This window comes from Methylorubrum populi (assembly GCA_036946625.1).
Classification (GTDB): domain Bacteria; phylum Pseudomonadota; class Alphaproteobacteria; order Rhizobiales; family Beijerinckiaceae; genus Methylobacterium; species Methylobacterium populi_C.
Map to the genome: position 1 here is coordinate 1,466,893 of JAQIIU010000003.1, position 18,053 is coordinate 1,484,945.

Consider the following 18,053-nt stretch of genomic DNA (forward strand, 5'->3'; position numbering starts at 1 on the left):
AGAGAGCCGGGGACCCGCGGCATTTCCTGGCGCTCCGGTGATGTCCCGGCGCCCCCGAAATGCTCTATGCATCGGCTCGGGCCCGCCTCCGGGCCCTTGTTCGCCGATGGCTGTTCGACCGATGACCGACGAGACGCGACCGCAATCGGACAAGCCCGTCGGCGCCGACGACCGGGTGATCCTCGTCGATGGCTCGTCCTTCATCTTCCGGGCCTACTTCCAGTCGATCAATCAGGACCAGAAGTACAACACCCGGCCCTCCGACGGTCTGCCCACGGGGGCGGTGCGCCTGTTCTGCACCAAGATCGCCCAGTTCCTTCAGGACGGCGCGGCGGGCGTGAAGCCGACCCATCTCGGCATCGTCTTCGACAAGTCCGAAGGCTCGTTCCGCAAGGAGCTGTTCCCCGACTACAAGGGCCACCGCCCCGATGCCCCCGACGACCTCAAGCGGCAGATGCCGCTGATGCGCGACGCGGTGCGTGCCTTCGGCCTGCACGCGGTGGAACTGGAGCGCTACGAGGCGGACGACCTGATCGCGACCTACGCCCGGCAGGCGGAGGCGCGGGGCGCCGAGGTCATCATCGTGTCCTCCGACAAGGACCTGATGCAGCTCGTCTCGGACAAGATCCGGTTCTACGACTTCGAGTCCGGCGCCAGGGGCAAGCCCGGCTACCGCCCTGAGCGCAACCTCGACCGCGAGGCGATCATCACCAAGTGGGAGGGCCTCGTCCCGGAACGGATCGGCGACGCGCTGGCCCTGATCGGCGACACCTCGGACAACGTGCCGGGCGTGCCGGGCATCGGCCTGAAGACGGCGGCTGCGCTGATCAAGGAATACGGCAGCCTGGAGCAGCTTCTGGAGCGCGCGGCCGAGATCAAGCAGCCCAAGCGCCGCGAGACTCTGCTCGCCAACATCGATCAGGCCAAGCTCTCGCGCCGGCTGGTGGCGCTCGAAGAGAGCGTGCCGGTGCCGGTCCCGCTCGACGCACTCGGCGTGCCGCAGCCCGATCCGGAAAAGCTCGTCGGCTTCCTGAAGGCGATGGAGTTCAACACCCTGACGCGGCGCATCGCGCAGATGCTCCACGTCGATCCGGAGGCGGTGAAGCCCGATCCGGCGCTGCTGCCGGGGGCCCGGCCCCACGCCTACGCCAACGCGGCCGGCGGCAGCGATGCGGTGCCGTTCTTCGGCGACGAGGTGCCGGTCGATCCCGAGACGGAAGCCGCGCCCGAGCGCGCGGACGGCGCGGCGCCGCCCGAGGCGGGCGAAGTCGATCCCTTCGCCGATCTCGACCTGCCGGAGGCGGCGCCGAAGAAGCGCGGGCCCTCGGAGCCGACGCCCTCGACGCTGGTCGCCGCCCGCGCCGCGGAAGCGGTGAAGCCGTTCGACACGGCGGCCTACGAGACGGTCGCCACGGTCGAGCAGTTGGAGGCCTGGATCGCCGAGAGCTACGAGGCCGGCGTGATCGCGGTCGATACCGAGACCGACGCGCTCGACGCGGCCAAGGCCGGCCTCGTCGGGATCTCGCTCGCCACCGCGCCGGGTCGGGCCGCCTACATCCCGCTCGCCCACGTCAAGCCCGAGGTGAAGGGCGGCGACCTGTTCGGCGACGGCGGTGCGGAGGCCGACGCCTCCGACAGGCAGCCCGGTCAGATCGATTTCGAGACCGCCCTCAAGCTGCTCAAGCCGCTGCTTGAGGATGCGGGCACGCTCAAGGTCGGGCAGAACCTGAAATACGACCTTTCGGTGCTCCACCGCTATCGTATAGACGTGACGCCGTTCGACGACACGATGCTGATCTCCTACGTGCTCGATGCCGGCAAGGGCGGGCACGGCATGGACGAACTCGCCCGCCGCCATCTCGGCCACCAGCCGATCACCTTCTCGGACGTGGCGGGCACCGGGCGCAACAAGGTCACCTTCGACCGCGTGGCGATCGACAAGGCGACCGCCTACGCGGCGGAAGACGCCGACGTGACCTTGCGCCTGTGGCGGATGATGAAGCCGCGCCTCGTCGCCGAGCGGCGGGTCGCCGTCTACGAGACGCTGGAGCGCCCGCTGGTGCCGGTGCTGGCGCGGATGGAGCGGGCCGGCATCCGCATCGACCGCGAGATGCTGGGCCGCCTCTCCGGCGACTTTTCGCAGATCCTCGCGCGGCTCGAGGAGGAGATTCAGGAGGACGCGGGCGAAAAATTCCAGGTCTCGTCGCCGAAGCAGATCGGCGACGTGCTGTTCGGCAAGATGGGCCTGCCCGGCGCCAAGAAGACGCCTTCGGGGCAGTGGGCCACGCCCGCGACCCTCTTGGAGGAACTCGCCCAGGCCGGCCATGATCTTCCGAAGAAGATCCTGAACTGGCGCCAGCTCTCGAAGCTGAAATCGACCTACACCGACTCGCTCCAGGAGCACGCCGACCGCGGCACCAACCGCGTCCACACCTCCTTCGCGCTCGCCGCGACGACGACGGGCCGACTCTCCTCCTCGGACCCGAACCTGCAGAACATCCCGGTGCGCACGGAGGAAGGCCGGCGTATCCGCCGCGCCTTCGTGGCGCCCGAGGGCAAGAAGCTGATCTCGGCCGACTACTCGCAGATCGAGCTGCGGCTGCTGGCCCACATCGCCGACATCCCGCAATTGCGCGAGGCGTTCGAACAGAGGCTCGACATTCACGCGGCCACCGCCTCGGCCATGTTCGGCGTCGCCCTCGACCAGATGACCGGCGACCTGCGGCGGCGGGCCAAGACCATCAATTTCGGCATCATCTACGGCATCTCGGCCTTCGGGCTGGCCGACCGGCTCGGCATCGGCCGCGAGGAGGCCTCCGCCTTCATCAAGCAGTATTTCGAGCGTTTTCCGGGCATCCGCGACTACATCGACACCACCAAGCGGTCATGCCGGGAGAAAGGGTACGTCACCACCCTGTTCGGCCGCGTCTGCCACTATCCGCAGATCCGCTCGAACAACCCGTCCGAGCGGGCGAGCGTCGAGCGCCAGGCCATCAACGCCCCGATCCAGGGCACCGCCGCCGACATCATCCGCCGCGCCATGACGCGGATGGAGGATGCGCTGGAAGCGAAAAAGCTCACCGCGCGGATGCTGCTGCAGGTGCACGACGAACTCGTCTTCGAGGTGCCCGACGACGAGGTGGAGGCGACGATTCCGGTGATCGCGCGGGTGATGGAGGAGGCGCCCGCGCCGGCCCTGACGCTCAGTGTCCCGCTGGTGGTCGAGGCGCGGGCGGCGGGGAACTGGGAGGAGGCGCACTGACGCCTTCGGAAGCCGCCGACGTTACGGTGTCCAGACCGCTTCGCTGCCGCTCGCGATGGCGGCGGAGGTTTTTCTCCCCGTCATTGCGAGGCTCGGCGCAAGCAATCCGGTGCGCTGCCTTTTCCGGAGGAGTCGCGCCGCTGGATTGCTTCGCTTCGCTCGCAATGACGAAGGATGAAGGAGGCCGTCACCGTATCAGAAATCGCCGGCCGCCGTGTGCGCGAGGCGGATCGGCTCCGGCAGGCGGTACTTCGGCGAGCAGGCCAGCACCAGCTCGACCGCGCTCGGGATGTCGGCGAGGTGCCCCGGCGAGATGAACAGCGGGTGCTTGGCCGTGCGGGTGCGGACCACGGCGCCGATGGTCTCGCCGCGGTCGATCAGCGGCACGTGCGCGCCCTTCGCCTCGGGCAGCGGCGCGTTGGTGCCGACGAGCCGCGTCTTGCCGACGCCGACGGTCGGGCGCTGCAGCCACAGGCCCATATGGCTGGCGATGCCGATGCGGCGCGGGTGCGCCGTGCCCATGCCGTCGAACAGGAACACGTCCGGCTCCGTCCGCAGGCGCCCGAACGCCTCCTCCAGCACCGGCCCTTCGCGAAAACTCAGGAGGCCGGGGATGTAGGGGAACGGCGTCGGCCGCTCGGCGACCGCGGTCTCGACGAGAAGAAAGCCCGGAAAGGTCACGACGACGACCGCCGCGCGGGAGCGCTCGTTCTTCACGCTGACATCGACCCCGGCCACCAGCCGTAGGGCGCCGAGATCGATGGCCCGGTCGGCCGCGATCTCGGTGCGGAGCCGGCGCTGGAGTGCGACCGCCTCGGCCGGCGTCAGGTCCCAGGCATGGCGCGGGTGGAGCTCCATGCCGGGCTCCCCGTCAGTTGGCGAAGCGGAAGTGCAGCACGTCGCCGTCCTGCACCACGTAGTCCTTGCCTTCGAGCCGCAGCTTGCCGGCATCGCGGGCGCCGGCCTCGCCGTTCAATGTCGTGTAGTCCTTGAAGGCGATGGTCTCCGCGCGGATGAAGCCCTTCTCGAAGTCGGTGTGGATCACGCCCGCCGCCGCCGGGGCGCGGGTTCCCTTGGTGATCGTCCAGGCGCGGGCCTCCTTCGGGCCGACGGTGAAGTAAGTCACGAGGCCGAGCAGGTCGTAGCCGGCGCGGATCACCCGGTTGAGGCCGGGCTCGGCCAGCCCGACGGCTTCGAGGAACTCGGCCTGGTCGGCCTCCGGCATCACCGCGATCTCGCTCTCGATCTTGGCCGAGACCACCACGGCGACCGCACCCTCCGCCCTGGCGCGGTCGAACACGGCCTGCGCGTGGGCATTGCCCTTGTCGGCGTCGCCCTCGTCGACGTTGCAGACGTAGAGCACGGGTTTCGCCGTCATCAGGCCGAGCTGCTGGAACAGCCGCTCCTCCTCCGGCTTGCGCTCGACCAGACGCGCGGGCTTGCCGTCGCGCAGCAGCGGCAGCGCCCGGTTGACGAGGTCGAGGAACTCCCTGGCCTCCTTGTCGGAGCCCTTGGCGCGCTTCTCCAGGGCGACGACGCGCTTCTCCAGGCTGTCGAGATCGGCCAGCATCAGCTCGGTCTCGATGGTCTCGATGTCGGCGATCGGATCGACCCTGCCCTCGACGTGGGTGACGTCGCCGTCCGTGAAGCAGCGCACCACGTGGGCGATGGCGTCGACCTCGCGGATGTTGGCGAGGAACTGGTTGCCGAGACCCTCGCCCTTCGAGGCGCCGCGCACGAGGCCGGCGATGTCGACGAAGGTCAGCCGCGTCGGAACGATCTCCTTCGAGGAGGCGATCCGGGCGAGGTCGTCGAGCCGCGGATCGGGCACGGCGACCTCGCCCACGTTCGGCTCGATGGTGCAGAACGGGTAGTTCGCGGCCTGGGCCGCGGCGGTCTGCGTCAGCGCGTTGAAGAGGGTCGACTTGCCGACGTTCGGCAGGCCGACGATGCCGCATTTGAAGCCCATGGCTGGTCCTGATGCTCGTCCTAATGCTCGGTCACGACGGCCTCTGGGCCGACGGTGAAGGGATTGAGGATGGTGGTCCCGCGGACCGTGCGGCCGTGCTGATAATCCTCCGAGAGAAGGTATCGGCAACCGGCTCGGATCGCGGATGCGAGGATGACGCAATCCCACCACTGGAAGGCGGTTTCCGCGCGGATTGTCCATGCCTGCGCGATGAGTTCGAGGTCGGTCGTCCCCTGCGACGAGGCGTGAAGCTCGACCGTCATGCGCCGCAACTCGCTCGGGTCCACGGCGACCTTGCCGCGCAGGACGGCATTGATCAGTTCACCGAGGACCTGAGGACTCACCACGAGCGCGTCGCGCGCAGCAAGGCTCGCGAGCCATCGGCTGGCCGCCTGCTGCTTGGCGGGGAAGCGGTCGTCACGAGCGTAGAGGAAGACGTTCGTATCGACGAAGACCAGATCAGTCGTCATCGTACAATTGCGCCGTCGTCGGCGCCATCCCGTTCTCGTCCAAGACGTGGAGAGGCGGTCCGGCCAGGAAGCGCTCGATCGCCTCGCTCTGCGTCAACGGTCGGCCGACGCGCTGCTCGACCGCCTCGGCGACGAAGCGGGACAGGCTCTTGCCGTCCCGTGCGGCGGCAACACGCGCCCGCTGTAGCAGCGCCTCGCTCATCGTTACCGTGACGTTCTTCATGACGGCCTCCGCGGCCTGTATCGTGTCCTCGTGTTTTCGTGTCAATTCGCGTCGCGGGTCGCGTCCTTCGCCCTCGCCTTGCCGGCCTCGGCCGGCGTCTTCACCGTCTCCCAGCCGCGGCCGGCCATGGCCAGATGCACCTTGTTCTGGAAGCTCGCATCCTCGCCCGCGGCCAGCAGGGCCGCGTGGTCCGCGGTCGCGCGGCAGAGATCCTCGACCCAGGGCTCTTCCGCCTTGGCGAAGTCGTTGAGGACGTAGGCGTGCACCCGTGCCTTGTCGCCGGGATGGCCGATGCCGAGCCGGACCCGGCGATAGTCGTTGCCGCAGAGCGCCGTGATTGAGCGCAGGCCGTTATGGCCGGCATTGCCGCCGCCGAGCTTCACCCGGAGCTTGGCCGGCGCCAGATCGAGCTCGTCGTGCAGCACGATCACGTCGGCGAGCGGGATCTTGAAGAAGCGCTGCGCCTCGCCGACCGAGCGGCCGGATTCGTTCATGAAGGTCTGGGGCTTGAGCAGGATGGCCCGCTCGGAGCCCAGCACCGCCTCGGCCGCCTCGCCCTGGAAGCGGCGGCGGAACGGGCTTGCCCGATGGATGCGGGCGATCTCGTCCACGGCCATGAAGCCGATGTTGTGGCGGTTGCGCGCGTAGCGCTGGCCCGGATTTCCCAAACCGACGATGAGCCGCATGCGCGCTCCCGATTCCGTGTCCCGACGAACGGAAATGCCCCGGCCGGGCGGCCGGGGCATCGATGGATGCGCAAGGAGCGGGCGCCGTTCGCGCCCGCTCCGGCTTACGCCTCGGTCTCGTTCTTCTCGCCGGTGGCCTCGGCTTCCGCCTTCTCCCCGGCGGCCTCGGCGGACTGCGCCTCGGCGAGCGCGGCCTCCTCGGCCTCGACCTCGGCGCCGAGCACCGTCGGCGGCAGGATGTTGGCGACCGTGTCGGTCGGCTCGCCGGTATAGGTGCCGGCGGGCAGGCGCAGGTCGGCGGCGTGGATCACGTCGCCGATCTGGCGGCCGGTGAGATCGACCTCGATCGCATCCGGGATCTGGTCGGGCGCCACGTCGAGCGACACCGTGTGCAGCGCGACGTTGAGCGTGCCGCCCTTCTGCTTGATGCCCGGCGCCTTCTCCTCGTTCACGAAGTGGACGGGAACGTCGACCGTGACGGTCTGGCCGGAGACGACGCGCAGGAAGTCGACGTGCAGCGGCACGCCGCTGACCGGATCGAGCTGGAAGTCGCGCGGGATCGCGCGGGTCTTCTTGCCGCCGACGGTGATGTCGAACAGCGTGGTCTTGAAGCCGCCGGCGTAGATCAGCGTGCGGGTGCGGATGAGGTCGACGGCGATGGCCTGCGGGGCCTGGTTGCCGCCGTAGATGACGGCGGGAATCTGGCCCTGGCGACGAACGGCCCGGGCGGCCCCCTTGCCGACCCGGTCGCGTGCCACGGCCTCAAGCGTCTTGGTGGCGCTCATGGCGTGATCCTTCTCGAATGAATGGCCCGGGCCAACGACAAAGGCCGCCCGAAGCGGACGGCCCGACCGTTCCCCAGCGCGCCCGTGCCTCCAAGGGTGTCTCGAGGGCGCGGGCTGCGCCATACACGCAACGCGGCCGCGTGGCAACGGCCGCCCTCGGCTTTACCGGCTCGGGGTCGCCATGGTGCGGCGCTGCTCGGCCTGCTTGCTGGTTTCGTCGAAATACTTGGTGGCGTCGCCGAGCTGCACCGCGGGCTGGCAGTTCGGCGTGCAGGAATAGGATTCCCGGTCGAGGCCGCGCTGCACGGTGATGATCGAGGCCTGCGGCGCCTGCACGCTGATGGTCGATTCGGCGAGCATCGCGCCCTTTCCGTCGAGGGCGATCAGATTGGTGGTGCCGAAGCTCTTTCCGGTGAGCACCACGACGCCGTTCTTCTGCAGCGTGATGTCGGCGATCATCGGATTGCCCACCACCACGGTCTGCGTCTTCTCCGGCAGGCGGATCACCTTCGCGTTGTCGACCTGCACCGAGACGGCACCCTGCGGCGTGGGTTCGTTCGCGCGGGCGGGCGCGGCGAGGACGAGCAGGGCCAGGAGCGCCGGGGCGGTACGCAGCGGGAAACGGGCAGGGCGCAGGCGGGGCATGGCTTCGAGTGATCCGGTCGCACGAAGGTCCGGCGGCGCACCGCCGATGTCCGCCCGCACCACGATGCGATCGTAGGGGGCGTCTCTCGTCGCGGTAACGAACAGGAAACTGATGAAGGAAGCGCTAACTGCGTCTCGGCCCGAATTGCGCCTGAGCCTGTGTCGGCCTTCGATGTACAAGTTTAAGGATGTGGACAAGGTGTCGTTAACTGAGGCGATCGAACGTCCGGAACGAGGCTTGGTTCGAAGGTCGATTTAACTCAAACGCAACGCGTCGGGACTACATCTCGACCCGTCGCCGATCGGAGCCTATACAGCCTTCCGACGGTCGCCCACAAAATTTAGACAAGTGGAGATCATCGTGAAGAACATCGCCAAGCGTTTCGTTGCCGACGAGTCCGGTGCTACCGCCATCGAGTATGGCCTGGTTGCTGCGATGATGGGCATTGCTGTCGTGGCAATCTTTACCGCGTTCAAGACGAGCCTGACCACCGCCTTCGGGACGCTCGGAACCCAACTGAACACCCAGGCTGCCAAGATCCCGTCCGGCAGCAACTGACTTGAGTCGTACTGCCGCATTCGAGGCCGGCGCAAGTACTACCGGGCGGTGAGAACGGGACGGCGGACTGATTCGCGATAGGCGAACCGCCTTGCTCCCGTTCTCCGCCACCCTTCCGAGCCACGACGCTGCGAGGCGACACAGTCCGGGACCGCGCAATACGGCTCCCAATCGGCAGTCGCTTGCACCGTGGCAAGGGCGGGGACTGCCCATAGCAGGCGGATCATCCACGGATCTCGATGGTGACCGTCCCGATGGATCGCATCACGAATCGTCTCTGCGACGCCGACCGGCGAAGCGGCCGGTGATCGCGCGTTCGGTCGCTCAGTCGCCAGTCCCGGTCCGATCAGGGGACCGTTGCGGAGAGTTCCTTGTCGAAGACCTTGGCGACCTTGCTTCTCGGCGGCGTCTTTCCCTTCCTCATGGCTTACGCCGCCACGAGCGACCTGCTGACCATGCGGATCTCCAACCGTGTGACCGTCCTCGTCGTCGTGGGCTTCGTGCTGAACGTCCTGGTGTCCGGCATGACTCCGGCCGAGCTGACGTCACACGTCGTAGCGGGTGTGCTGACGCTCATCGCTGCTTTTACGATGTTCGCGCGCGGATGGGTCGGTGGGGGTGACGCCAAGCTCGCTGCTGGAACAGCTCTCTGGCTCGGTCTCGATCATCTCGCGGACTATCTCATAGTCGCCTCGATACTCGGGGGGGCGCTGACCCTCGCGATCATCTACGCCCGCACCTACCCACTCCCGAAACAGGCCCTACGGTTGCCCTTCGCCGTGCATCTGCACGATACCAAAACGGGTATTCCTTACGGCATCGCCCTGGCGGCGGCGGCGCTGGTGGTGCTGCCGAGCGCGGTCGGCTGGGAGCGGCTCGTTCTCGCCTGAGAGACTGTTTGAGCGGCCGACGTGTCTTCGTCAGGCAACGGCAAGGCGAGAGGAAAGCCCACTCCCGTCCCCACCCTCATCCTGAGGTGCCGGAGCGCGGCGGAGGCCTCGAAGGGTGCTCCAGATCCCGCGCGATTCCTGGAGCCCCCTTCGAGGCCGCTCACGCGGCACCTCAGGATGAGGGGAAAGATGGGATCACCGCAGTCAAACAGGCTCTGAGGATCGTTATCGGCAGCCTCATAACCAAGCGGCGATGATCGACCGATGATCGGAATCATCGCGTCCGGCGGATGCCCGCCGTCTCGCAGTCGCGAGGGCAGCCGAGGATGCGTGGTTCTCGTCGCCGGCTGGTATCAGGCATCCGGCCGGGCTTGGGTTCGTCGATCCTGGTTAATACGGCGAAAGCGGTTCGGCTGAGACGCTCCGGAGGAAGTGCGGTCACGTTCGGTTAACCTTAACTTGACGAATCCGGGGCAAGTCTCGGAACCGGACGGCGACGGAGCCGTCGCCACGGTTCCGACCCTGCCATGAAGCCAGCCCGTCTCGCCGTCCTCGGCATCGCGATCGTCGCGGGCTGCGGCGCCGCTCTGCTGATGAGCGGAGAGGAAAAGCCGCCCGAGCCCGTGGCCGCCGCCAAGGTCGAGGCTCCCGCGCCGGTTCCGATGGGCGAGGTTCTGGTCGCGGCCGCCGAACTGCCGATGGGGCAGACCCTCAAGCCCGAGGATCTGCGCTGGGTGCCCTGGCCGGAGCAGGCGGTCTCGCCCGGTCTGATCGAACGCCGCGCTTCGCCCAAAGCCCTCGAAGAGGCCGTCGGCTCGATCATCCGCACCGGCTTCTCGGCGAACGAGCCGATCCGGTCCGAACGCCTGGTCAAGGCGGGCAGCGGCTTCATGTCGGCGATCCTGCCTTCCGGCATGCGCGCGGTGGCGATCACCACGGATACCCGCGGGTCGAGTTCGGCGGGCGGCTTCATCCTGCCCAACGACCATGTCGACGTCATCACGACCAGCAACGATGGCGGCGAGCCATTCGCCGAGACGCTGCTGAGCGACGTGCGCGTGCTCGCCGTCGGGCAGATCGTCCAGGAGAAGGGCGGCGCGAACGTGGTCACGGCGGAGACCGCGACCCTCGCCCTCACGCCGTCGCAGGCCGAGGCGGTCACGCTGGCGCAGAAGATCGGGCAGCTCTCGCTCGTGCTGCGCAGCATCCAGGATTCCAGCCGGACCGCCTCGATCGCCGAGGAGGCGGATCTGCCGACCGAGGGGGCCATGACCGTGGTGCGCTTCGGTGTCGCCAAGCAGCAGCGCCGGTGAGGACGGGACCGATGTCGCTCCAAAGCCGCTCCCGCGGGATCGCTCTCCCCCTTCTCTCCGGCGCTTGGCTCGCCGTGGCCGCCCTGACCGGTCCGGCCGACGCCCAGGTCGGAGCCCCGAACGCCGCGGTCCTGACGATCGGCCCCAACGAATCGGCCGTCTCGCGCCGGGTCGAATTGAGCAAGGGCCGCTCGCTGATCGTCGATCTGCCGCGCGACGCCAAGGAGGTGTTCGTCGCCAACCCGGCGGTCGCCAACGCCGTCGTCCGCTCCAGCCGCAAGCTGTTCCTGATCGGCATCGACAACGGCGCCACCTCGATCTTCGTGATGGATGCCGAGGGGCGCCAGATCGCGGCGCTCGACGTGACCATCGCCCGCGACATCAACGTCCTGCGGCAGTCGCTGCTCCAGAGCCTGCCCGGCGGCCGGTTCGACGTGAAGGCGGTCGGCGATTCGCTCGTCCTCTCGGGCAGCGTGAACGCGGCGTCCGAGGCGCAGCAGGCGCTCGACATCGCCAACGCCTTCGTCGGGATCGGGGGGGCGGGCAGCGCGACCCGCGGTGCGGTCATCAACAACCTGACGATCCGCAACAAGGATCAGGTGATGATCCGCGTCACCGTGGTCGAGGTGGCGCGATCCGTGCTGAAGCAGTTCGGGATCAACGTCAGTGGCAACTGGGCCGCGCTGAATCCGCTCAGCCCGACCGGCAACGTCCTGACGAACAACACGCTGTTTCCGCTGACGGGCTCCTACACGCCGGACGGCAATGCCCTGTCGGCCTCCGTCCGCTCCGGCGGCTTCTCGCTCCAGGCGACACTGCGCGCCTTCGAGCAGGCCGGCGTCTCGCGCATCCTCGCGGAGCCCACGCTGACGGCGATCTCCGGTGAGGCCGCCAAGTTCACGGCTGGCGGCGAGATTCCGGTACCCTCGAACTGTTCGGCTGCGACGGCGGGCGCGGCCTGTACGGTCTCGCTCACCTACAAGCCCTACGGCGTGAGTCTGGCTTTCACGCCTGTCGTTCTGGCCGAGAACCGCATCTCGATCCGCGTCGCCACCGACGTGACCGAACTCGATCAGCAGAACAGCTACAGCTTCACGTTTCCCGGCTCCACGCGGGTCACGCCGGTTCCGGCAACGACGAAGCGCAGCTCCGAGACGACGGTGGAGCTCGCCTCCGGCGCCACGATGATGACCGCCGGCCTGATCCAGCAGAAGAACCGCGCGGCGATCTCGGGCCTCCCCGGCCTGATGAGCCTGCCGATCCTCGGCGCGCTGTTCCGCTCCCGCGACTACCAGCGCGACGAGACCGAACTGATGATCATGGTCACGCCGTTCATCGCGCAAGCCATGGAGGCGCGGCAGGTGCAGCGGCCGGACGACGGTTTCGTCGACGCGCCGGACGGGCAGGCGGTGCTGCTCGGGCGGCTGAACAAGCTCTACGGCACGGTCGGCGGCGGCACCCTCGGGCCGGCCTATCGCGGCCGCGTCGGCTTCATCGCCGACTGACGCCTCAAGCAGGATCGAAGACCGATGTCCGCCACTCCCCGAATCCCCCTCTCGCGTGTCGGGCCGCTGCTTGCCCTGGCGCTGGCCGCGGGCCTTCTCGGCGCCTGCCGGGCGGAGCGCGTCGCCGCCACCGGCTCGACCTATCCGATCGACGTGCGCACCCGGCACCCGATCGTGCTGGCCGATGCCGACCGTACCCTCGACGTGTTCCCCACCGGCATCGGCCATGTCGATCCGCGTCAGCGCGCCGACATCGAGGCCTTCCTCGTCGAGTACCGGCGCTACGGCCGAGGCCTCCTCGTCGTGGAGGTGCCCCGCGGCGTGTCGCCGGCCCTGGCCGGGCCGGTCGAGCGCACCGGCGCGGCGATCCGGCGCTTGGCGAACGCGATGGGCCTGCCGCCCGGCGGGGTCCGCGTGGGCGCATACCCGGTCGCGAACCCGAATCTGGCCGCGCCCCTGCGCCTGAGCTTCCAGCGCATGCAGGCGAAGGTCGCCGACAAGTGCGGGCTGTGGCCGCGCGATCTCGGTGCCAGCGACCTGCGGGCCGACTGGTCCAATGAACCGAGCTGGAACCTCGGCTGCGCCACGCAGGCCACGATCGCCGCTCAGGTCGCCGATCCGATCGACCTCGTGCGCGGCCGGCCGGAGGGCCGGATCGACACGATCCGCCGCACCCAGGACATCGGTCGGCTGCGCGAGGGCAAGGATCCGTCAACCGAATGGCGGCAGGATGGAAAGACGAACGTCAACAACGACGTGAGAAGCGACTAGGCGAACGCGCCCGCCGCGGGCGGTGCCGCTCTCACCCCCGACCCTTCGCCGCCCCACGGCCATCCGAACCGGAACCCACGCGTCATGCCGGATACCCACGAGGCTTCAGAGCGGACCATCGCCCCGGTGCCGCGGATCACGATCCAGGCCTTCTGCGAGGCGCCGGAGACGGCGGCGATGATCGAGGGCATCGCCGCGGACCGCCGGATGCGCAAGGCGCACGTCAAGGTGCAGATGGGCGGGGGGGCGGCCGCCGTCGAGGCCTACCGGCACGCGCCCACGCCCAACGTGATCCTGATCGAGTTCATGGGCCTGAAGTCGCGGCCGCTCGAATGCCTCGACCAGCTCGCCGAGGTCTGCGACGAGGGCACCAAGGTGCTCGTCGTCGGCCACGTCAACGACGTCCTGCTCTACCGGCAGTTCATCCAGCGCGGGGTGAGCGAGTACCTGATGGCGCCGGTCGAGCCGGTCGACATGATCACGGCGGTCTCCGACCTGTTCACGGCACCGGGCACCAAGCCCGTCGGGCGCACCGTCGCCGTCTACGGTGCCAGGGGCGGCGTCGGCAGCTCGACGGTCGCCCACAATCTCGCCTGGACCGTCGCCCGCGAGCAGGGCACCGCCACGGTGATCGCCGACCTCGACGTCGCCTTCGGCACGGCCAGCCTCAACTTCAACCAGGATCCGCCCCAGGGCATCGCCGAGGCGGTGTTCGCGCCCGAGCGGCTCGACGCCAACCTGCTCGACCGCCTGCTCTCGAAATGCGCCGACAACCTGAGCCTGCTCTCGGCACCGGCCACCCTCGACCGCACCGTCGACCTGACCGAGCCCGCCTTCGACGCGCTCACCGACCTGCTGCGGGCGGCGGTGCCCTGCATCGTCCTCGACGTGCCGCATCAATGGTCGGCCTGGACCCGCCGCGTGCTGGTCGGCGCCGACGAGATCCTGATCGTCGCCGCGCCGGATCTGGCCTGCCTGCGCAACGTCAAGAACCTGCTCGCCCTGCTTCAGCAGCAGCGGCCCAACGATGCGCGGGCGCGGGTGATCCTCAACGGGGCCGGCGTGCCGAAGCGGCCCGAGATCGCGGCGGCGGAGTTCGCCAAGGCGCTCGACCTGCCGCTCCAGGCGGTGATCCCGTTCGAGCCCGCCCTGTTCGGCACCGCGGCCAACAACGGCCAGATGATCGCCGAGGTGCAGGCCGGCTCAAAGCCCGCCGAGATCTTCTCGGACCTCGCCGCCGTCGTGACCGGCCGGGCCGAGATCCGCCGCGCCCGGGCGAACATCCTCGAACCGCTGCTCGCCCGGCTGACCCGCAAGAAGGCGTCCTGAGATCGTGCCGTCCCCCCTCTCCACCCGAAGCCGCTGAGGGCGAGGCGCCATGTTCGGCCGACGCTCCACCGCCGCCCCGGCTCCCGTCCCGGCCGCACCCGCCGCCGGGCCGGTGCCGGCCGCCCCGCCGATCCTCCAGCAGGAGGCCGCGCGCCCGCGTCCCGAACTGCCGCCGAGCCGCCCGGCGCCCGTGCCGCCGCAGCCGAAATCGGAGGACTACTTCCGCACCAAGAGCATGATCTTCGGCGCGCTGATCGAGGCCATCGACCTCGCCCAGCTCGCCCGGCTCGAAGGCGAGGCGGCGCGCGAGGAAATCCGCGACATCGTCTCGGAGATCATCGGCCTCAAGAACATCGTCCTGTCGATCGCCGAGCAGGAGGAACTGCTCGACGACATCTGCAACGACGTGCTCGGCTACGGTCCCCTGGAGCCGCTGCTCGCCCGCGACGACATCGCCGACGTGATGGTGAACGGGGCCGACCGCACCTTCATCGAGGTCGGCGGCAAGATCCAGCTCACCGCCGTGCGCTTCCGCGACAACCAGCAACTGATGAACATCTGCCAGCGGATCGTCAGCCAGGTCGGCCGGCGCGTCGACGAGGCCTCCCCGATCTGCGACGCGCGCCTGCCGGACGGCTCGCGCGTCAACGTCATCGCGCCCCCGCTCGCCATCGACGGGCCGGCGCTCACCATCCGCAAGTTCAAGAAGGACAAGCTCACCCTCGACCAGCTCGTGCGCTTCGGGGCGATCTCGCCGGAGGGCGCGAAGATCCTCCAGATCATCGGCAAGGTCCGCTGCAACGTGGTGATCTCGGGCGGCACCGGCTCGGGCAAGACGACGCTGCTGAACTGCCTCACCGCCTTCATCGAGCACGACGAGCGCGTCATCACCTGCGAGGACGCCGCCGAGCTCCAGCTTCAGCAGCCGCACGTGGTGCGCCTCGAAACCCGGCCTCCGAACCTGGAGGGCCAGGGGCAGGTCACCATGCGCGACCTCGTGAAGAACTGCCTGCGCATGCGGCCCGAGCGGATCATCGTCGGCGAGGTGCGCGGGCCGGAGGCCTTCGACCTGCTTCAGGCGATGAACACCGGCCACGACGGCTCGATGGGCACGCTGCACGCCAACTCCCCGCGCGAATGCCTCGCGCGGATCGAATCGATGATCACCATGGGCGGGTTCGCGCTGCCCTCGCGCACGCTGCGGGAGATGATCACCGGATCGGTCGACGTGATCATCCAGGCGATGCGCATGCGCGACGGCGCGCGGCGCATCACCCACATCACCGAGGTGATGGGGATGGAGGGCGACGTCATCATCACCCAGGACCTGTTCGTCTACGACGTGCTCGGCGAGGATGCCAACGGACGCCTGATCGGCCGCCACCGCTCCACCGGGATCGGCCGCCCGCGCTTCTGGGAGCGGGCCCGCTATTACGGCGAGGAGCGGGCGCTCGCCGCCGCCCTGGACGCCGCCGCGGCTCGGACGGAGGAGACGCCGTGAGCGCGATCGATGCGCCGCTGGCGGCGGGCCTCGTGGCGGTGGCCGCGGGGGCGGTCGCCTACGTCTTCCTGATGCCCTACCTGTCGGGCGAGAAGCGGGCCGACCAGCGCCGCAAGGCGCTCGGCCAGTCGCGGGCTGTCCTGGTCGAGCGCGGTGCCGCCGCCAACCGCCGCGAGCAGGTCGCCAAGAGCCTCAAGGAACTGGACGCGAAGCGGGACAAGACCAAGGTCACGCTCGAACTGCGCCTCGCCCGGGCCGGGCTCGATTGGACGCGCCGGAAGTACTACCTCGTCTCCGCGATGATGGCGGGCGTCCTCGGCCTCGGTGTTTTCGTGTTGTCGGGCAACCCCTTCGTCGGCTTGCTCGCCCTGTTCGTCGGCGGGCTCGGCGTGCCCGCCTGGCTGCTCAAACGCCTGCAGAAGCGGCGCATCGCGGCATTCGTGCAGGAACTGCCCAACGCCATCGATGTGGTGGTGCGCGGCCTGCGATCCGGCATTCCGCTCGGCGACTGCCTGCGCATGATCTCGCGCGAGGCGAAGGAGCCGCTGCGCGGCGAGTTCCGGGTCGCGATCGAGGCGGAGACGCTCGGTATCCCGATGGCCGACGCGATCCTGCGCATGTACGAGCGCGTGCCCGTCACCGAGGTCAACTTCTTCGCCGTGGTGATCGGCATCCAGCAGAAGGCCGGCGGCAACCTGTCCGAGGCGCTCGGCAACCTGTCGCGGGTGCTGCGGGAGCGCAAGAAGATGGCCGGCAAGATCCAGGCGATGAGCATGGAGGCGAAAGCCTCCGCGGTCATCATCGGCGCCCTGCCGTTCTTCGTCGCGCTGACGACCTACCTCGCCAGTCCCGACTACACCTCGCTGCTTTGGACGACCGCGATCGGCAAGATCGCCCTCGTGCTCTCCGGCGTGTGGATGGGCATCGGCATCCTCGTCATGAAGAAGATGATCAGCTTCGACATCTAATACCGACCGGCGATGACCTTGACTCATCGCCGGTTGCCCGCGCGAAGGCGCGGCGGCGGGCGTCCGCCGGTCGCAGGAAAGCCGACCATCGGTCGGCTTTCCTGCAGCTTGGTACAAGGTGCTGTGTGCGCCGAAGGTGGATGCCGTTGTGGGCTTGGCGGTGCGAGCCGCCTCGGATGGAGGAGCGGAATGAACAGCGATGCTGGATGATGTCGTCAACGCCGCACTCGCCCCGCGCACCGTCGCGACGGTGCTGACCGGCATCGCCGCCGCGGCCACGGTCTTCACCCTGGTCCAGCCCCTGATCGAGACCGATCAGCTCGGCAAGCGGATGAAGCTCGTCAGCGACGAACGCGAGCAGATCCGCCAGCGCGAGCGCGAACGGCTCAACAGCCGCGCCACGCTGCGTGCCGAGCCGAAGGCCTACATGAAGCGGGTCGTCGAGCAGTTCAACCTGAGCCGGTGGCTCGGCACCGACACCGCCAAGATCAAGCTGAGCATGGCGGGCTACCGCGGCGCCGGAGCCGAGACCGCCTTCCTGTTCTTCCGCCTCGTGATGCCGATCGTCCTCACGGCGGTCGCGCTGTTCTATCTGTTCGTGCTCGAGGTGCTCGACCAGCCCTTCGCGATCCGGATCGGCATCGTCCTCGCAGCCGGCTTCTTCGGCCTCAAGCTGCCGGAGGTCTATCTGTCGAACCGCACCTCCAAGCGGCAGGCGGAGATCCGTCGGGCTTGGCCCGATGCCCTCGATCTCTGCCTGATCTGCGTCGAGGCCGGCATGTCGATCGAGAACGCCTTCCGCCGGGTCAGCGTGGAAATCGCGAGCCAGTCGGTCGTGCTGGCCGAGGAACTGGCCCTGCTGACCGCCGAACTGTCGTTCCTGCCCGAGCGGCGGGTGGCCTACGAGAACCTCGCGCAGCGCACCGGACTCGAGATCGTCAAGTCGCTCACCACGGCGCTGATGCAGGCCGAGCGCTACGGCACGCCGCTGGGCCAGGCGCTGCGGGTGCTGGCGCAGGAGAGCCGGGACCATCGCATGACGGAGGCCGAGAAGAAGGCCGCCGCGCTGCCCCCGAAGCTGACCGTGCCGATGATCCTGTTCTTTCTGCCGGTGCTGTTCGTGGTGATCCTGACGCCGGCCGGCATCCAGGCCTATGCCCTGATGCATTGAAGGCCG

The 18,053-nt window shown here is 68.8% G+C and carries 17 protein-coding genes; 10 read left to right on the forward strand and 7 right to left on the reverse strand.

Translation table 11 applies throughout. The annotated features are described in order from the left end of the window. Positions 1–121: 121 nt before the first annotated feature. Positions 122–3,262, forward strand: a complete 3,141-nt coding sequence (gene polA, locus PGN25_18400; GenBank protein ID MEH3119489.1) for a DNA polymerase I — start codon at positions 122–124, stop codon at positions 3,260–3,262. A 195-nt stretch (positions 3,263–3,457) separates the two neighbouring features. Here polA and nfi read toward each other — a convergent pair whose 3' ends face one another. From nfi to PGN25_18435, 7 genes are all read right to left on the reverse strand, one after another. Continuing rightward, the gene (gene nfi / locus PGN25_18405) at positions 3,458–4,120 is read right to left on the reverse strand and encodes a deoxyribonuclease V (protein MEH3119490.1); all 663 of its coding nucleotides are present in this window, start codon (positions 4,118–4,120) and stop codon (positions 3,458–3,460) included. A 13-nt stretch (positions 4,121–4,133) separates the two neighbouring features. Next, entirely contained in the window at positions 4,134–5,231 is a 1,098-nt protein-coding gene (ychF, locus tag PGN25_18410; protein MEH3119491.1) for a redox-regulated ATPase YchF, read from the reverse strand. A 20-nt stretch (positions 5,232–5,251) separates the two neighbouring features. Continuing rightward, positions 5,252–5,701: a PIN domain-containing protein gene (locus PGN25_18415; GenBank protein MEH3119492.1), complete on the reverse strand. Its 450-nt coding sequence runs from the start codon at positions 5,699–5,701 to the stop codon at positions 5,252–5,254. Then, a complete protein-coding gene (locus tag PGN25_18420) occupies positions 5,691–5,924 on the reverse strand; it encodes a hypothetical protein (protein ID MEH3119493.1) in 234 nt (77 codons plus the stop codon). The genes PGN25_18415 and PGN25_18420 overlap by 11 nt, the downstream gene beginning before the upstream one ends. A gap of 41 nt (positions 5,925–5,965) precedes the next feature. Next, complete coding sequence (gene pth, locus PGN25_18425) at positions 5,966–6,610, reverse strand: aminoacyl-tRNA hydrolase (protein ID MEH3119494.1); 645 nt, start codon at positions 6,608–6,610, stop codon at positions 5,966–5,968. A gap of 104 nt (positions 6,611–6,714) precedes the next feature. Further along, positions 6,715–7,395, reverse strand: a complete 681-nt coding sequence (locus PGN25_18430) for a 50S ribosomal protein L25/general stress protein Ctc (GenBank protein MEH3119495.1) — start codon at positions 7,393–7,395, stop codon at positions 6,715–6,717. A 162-nt stretch (positions 7,396–7,557) separates the two neighbouring features. Continuing rightward, positions 7,558–8,040 (reverse strand): pilus assembly protein N-terminal domain-containing protein, encoded by a 483-nt coding sequence (locus PGN25_18435; protein MEH3119496.1) that lies wholly within the window; start codon positions 8,038–8,040, stop codon positions 7,558–7,560. Positions 8,041–8,401: 361 nt separating this feature from the next. Between PGN25_18435 and PGN25_18440 the strand changes: the two genes are divergently transcribed. From PGN25_18440 to PGN25_18480, 9 genes are all read left to right on the forward strand, one after another. After that, a complete protein-coding gene (locus PGN25_18440) occupies positions 8,402–8,599 on the forward strand; it encodes a Flp family type IVb pilin (protein ID MEH3119497.1) in 198 nt (65 codons plus the stop codon). 371 nt (positions 8,600–8,970) lie between these two features. After that, entirely contained in the window at positions 8,971–9,489 is a 519-nt protein-coding gene (locus PGN25_18445; protein ID MEH3119498.1) for a prepilin peptidase, read from the forward strand. A 527-nt stretch (positions 9,490–10,016) separates the two neighbouring features. Beyond that, on the forward strand, positions 10,017–10,802 hold the full coding sequence (gene cpaB / locus PGN25_18450) for a Flp pilus assembly protein CpaB (protein MEH3119499.1): 786 nt from the start codon (positions 10,017–10,019) through the stop codon (positions 10,800–10,802). An 11-nt stretch (positions 10,803–10,813) separates the two neighbouring features. After that, positions 10,814–12,307 (forward strand): type II and III secretion system protein family protein, encoded by a 1,494-nt coding sequence (locus tag PGN25_18455; protein ID MEH3119500.1) that lies wholly within the window; start codon positions 10,814–10,816, stop codon positions 12,305–12,307. Between the two features lie 24 nt (positions 12,308–12,331). Further along, positions 12,332–13,078, forward strand: a complete 747-nt coding sequence (locus tag PGN25_18460; protein ID MEH3119501.1) for a CpaD family pilus assembly protein — start codon at positions 12,332–12,334, stop codon at positions 13,076–13,078. Between the two features lie 84 nt (positions 13,079–13,162). Next, positions 13,163–14,407, forward strand: coding sequence for an AAA family ATPase (locus PGN25_18465; GenBank protein ID MEH3119502.1), 1,245 nt, complete (start codon positions 13,163–13,165; stop codon positions 14,405–14,407). Between the two features lie 49 nt (positions 14,408–14,456). Next, positions 14,457–15,908, forward strand: coding sequence for a CpaF family protein (locus tag PGN25_18470; protein ID MEH3119503.1), 1,452 nt, complete (start codon positions 14,457–14,459; stop codon positions 15,906–15,908). Next, positions 15,905–16,876: a type II secretion system F family protein gene (locus tag PGN25_18475; protein ID MEH3119504.1), complete on the forward strand. Its 972-nt coding sequence runs from the start codon at positions 15,905–15,907 to the stop codon at positions 16,874–16,876. The genes PGN25_18470 and PGN25_18475 overlap by 4 nt, the downstream gene beginning before the upstream one ends. 199 nt (positions 16,877–17,075) lie before the next feature. Then, a complete protein-coding gene (locus tag PGN25_18480) occupies positions 17,076–18,047 on the forward strand; it encodes a type II secretion system F family protein (protein MEH3119505.1) in 972 nt (323 codons plus the stop codon). The last annotated feature ends 6 nt before the right edge of the window (positions 18,048–18,053 follow it).

Excerpts from the sequence above, each read along its gene's own strand:
- PGN25_18415 (MEH3119492.1), bottom strand. The coding sequence starts at position 5,701 with ATGACGACTGATCTGGTCTTCGTCGATACGAACGTCTTCCTCTACGCT.
- polA (MEH3119489.1), top strand. The coding sequence starts at position 122 with ATGACCGACGAGACGCGACCGCAATCGGACAAGCCCGTCGGCGCCGAC.
- PGN25_18470 (MEH3119503.1), top strand. The coding sequence starts at position 14,457 with ATGTTCGGCCGACGCTCCACCGCCGCCCCGGCTCCCGTCCCGGCCGCA.
- PGN25_18435 (MEH3119496.1), bottom strand. The coding sequence starts at position 8,040 with ATGCCCCGCCTGCGCCCTGCCCGTTTCCCGCTGCGTACCGCCCCGGCG.
- PGN25_18420 (MEH3119493.1), bottom strand. The coding sequence starts at position 5,924 with ATGAAGAACGTCACGGTAACGATGAGCGAGGCGCTGCTACAGCGGGCG.
- pth (MEH3119494.1), bottom strand. The coding sequence starts at position 6,610 with ATGCGGCTCATCGTCGGTTTGGGAAATCCGGGCCAGCGCTACGCGCGC.
- PGN25_18455 (MEH3119500.1), top strand. The coding sequence starts at position 10,814 with ATGTCGCTCCAAAGCCGCTCCCGCGGGATCGCTCTCCCCCTTCTCTCC.
- PGN25_18460 (MEH3119501.1), top strand. The coding sequence starts at position 12,332 with ATGTCCGCCACTCCCCGAATCCCCCTCTCGCGTGTCGGGCCGCTGCTT.
- PGN25_18430 (MEH3119495.1), bottom strand. The coding sequence starts at position 7,395 with ATGAGCGCCACCAAGACGCTTGAGGCCGTGGCACGCGACCGGGTCGGC.
- PGN25_18465 (MEH3119502.1), top strand. The coding sequence starts at position 13,163 with ATGCCGGATACCCACGAGGCTTCAGAGCGGACCATCGCCCCGGTGCCG.
- cpaB (MEH3119499.1), top strand. The coding sequence starts at position 10,017 with ATGAAGCCAGCCCGTCTCGCCGTCCTCGGCATCGCGATCGTCGCGGGC.
- ychF (MEH3119491.1), bottom strand. The coding sequence starts at position 5,231 with ATGGGCTTCAAATGCGGCATCGTCGGCCTGCCGAACGTCGGCAAGTCG.
- nfi (MEH3119490.1), bottom strand. The coding sequence starts at position 4,120 with ATGGAGCTCCACCCGCGCCATGCCTGGGACCTGACGCCGGCCGAGGCG.
- PGN25_18480 (MEH3119505.1), top strand. The coding sequence starts at position 17,076 with ATGCTGGATGATGTCGTCAACGCCGCACTCGCCCCGCGCACCGTCGCG.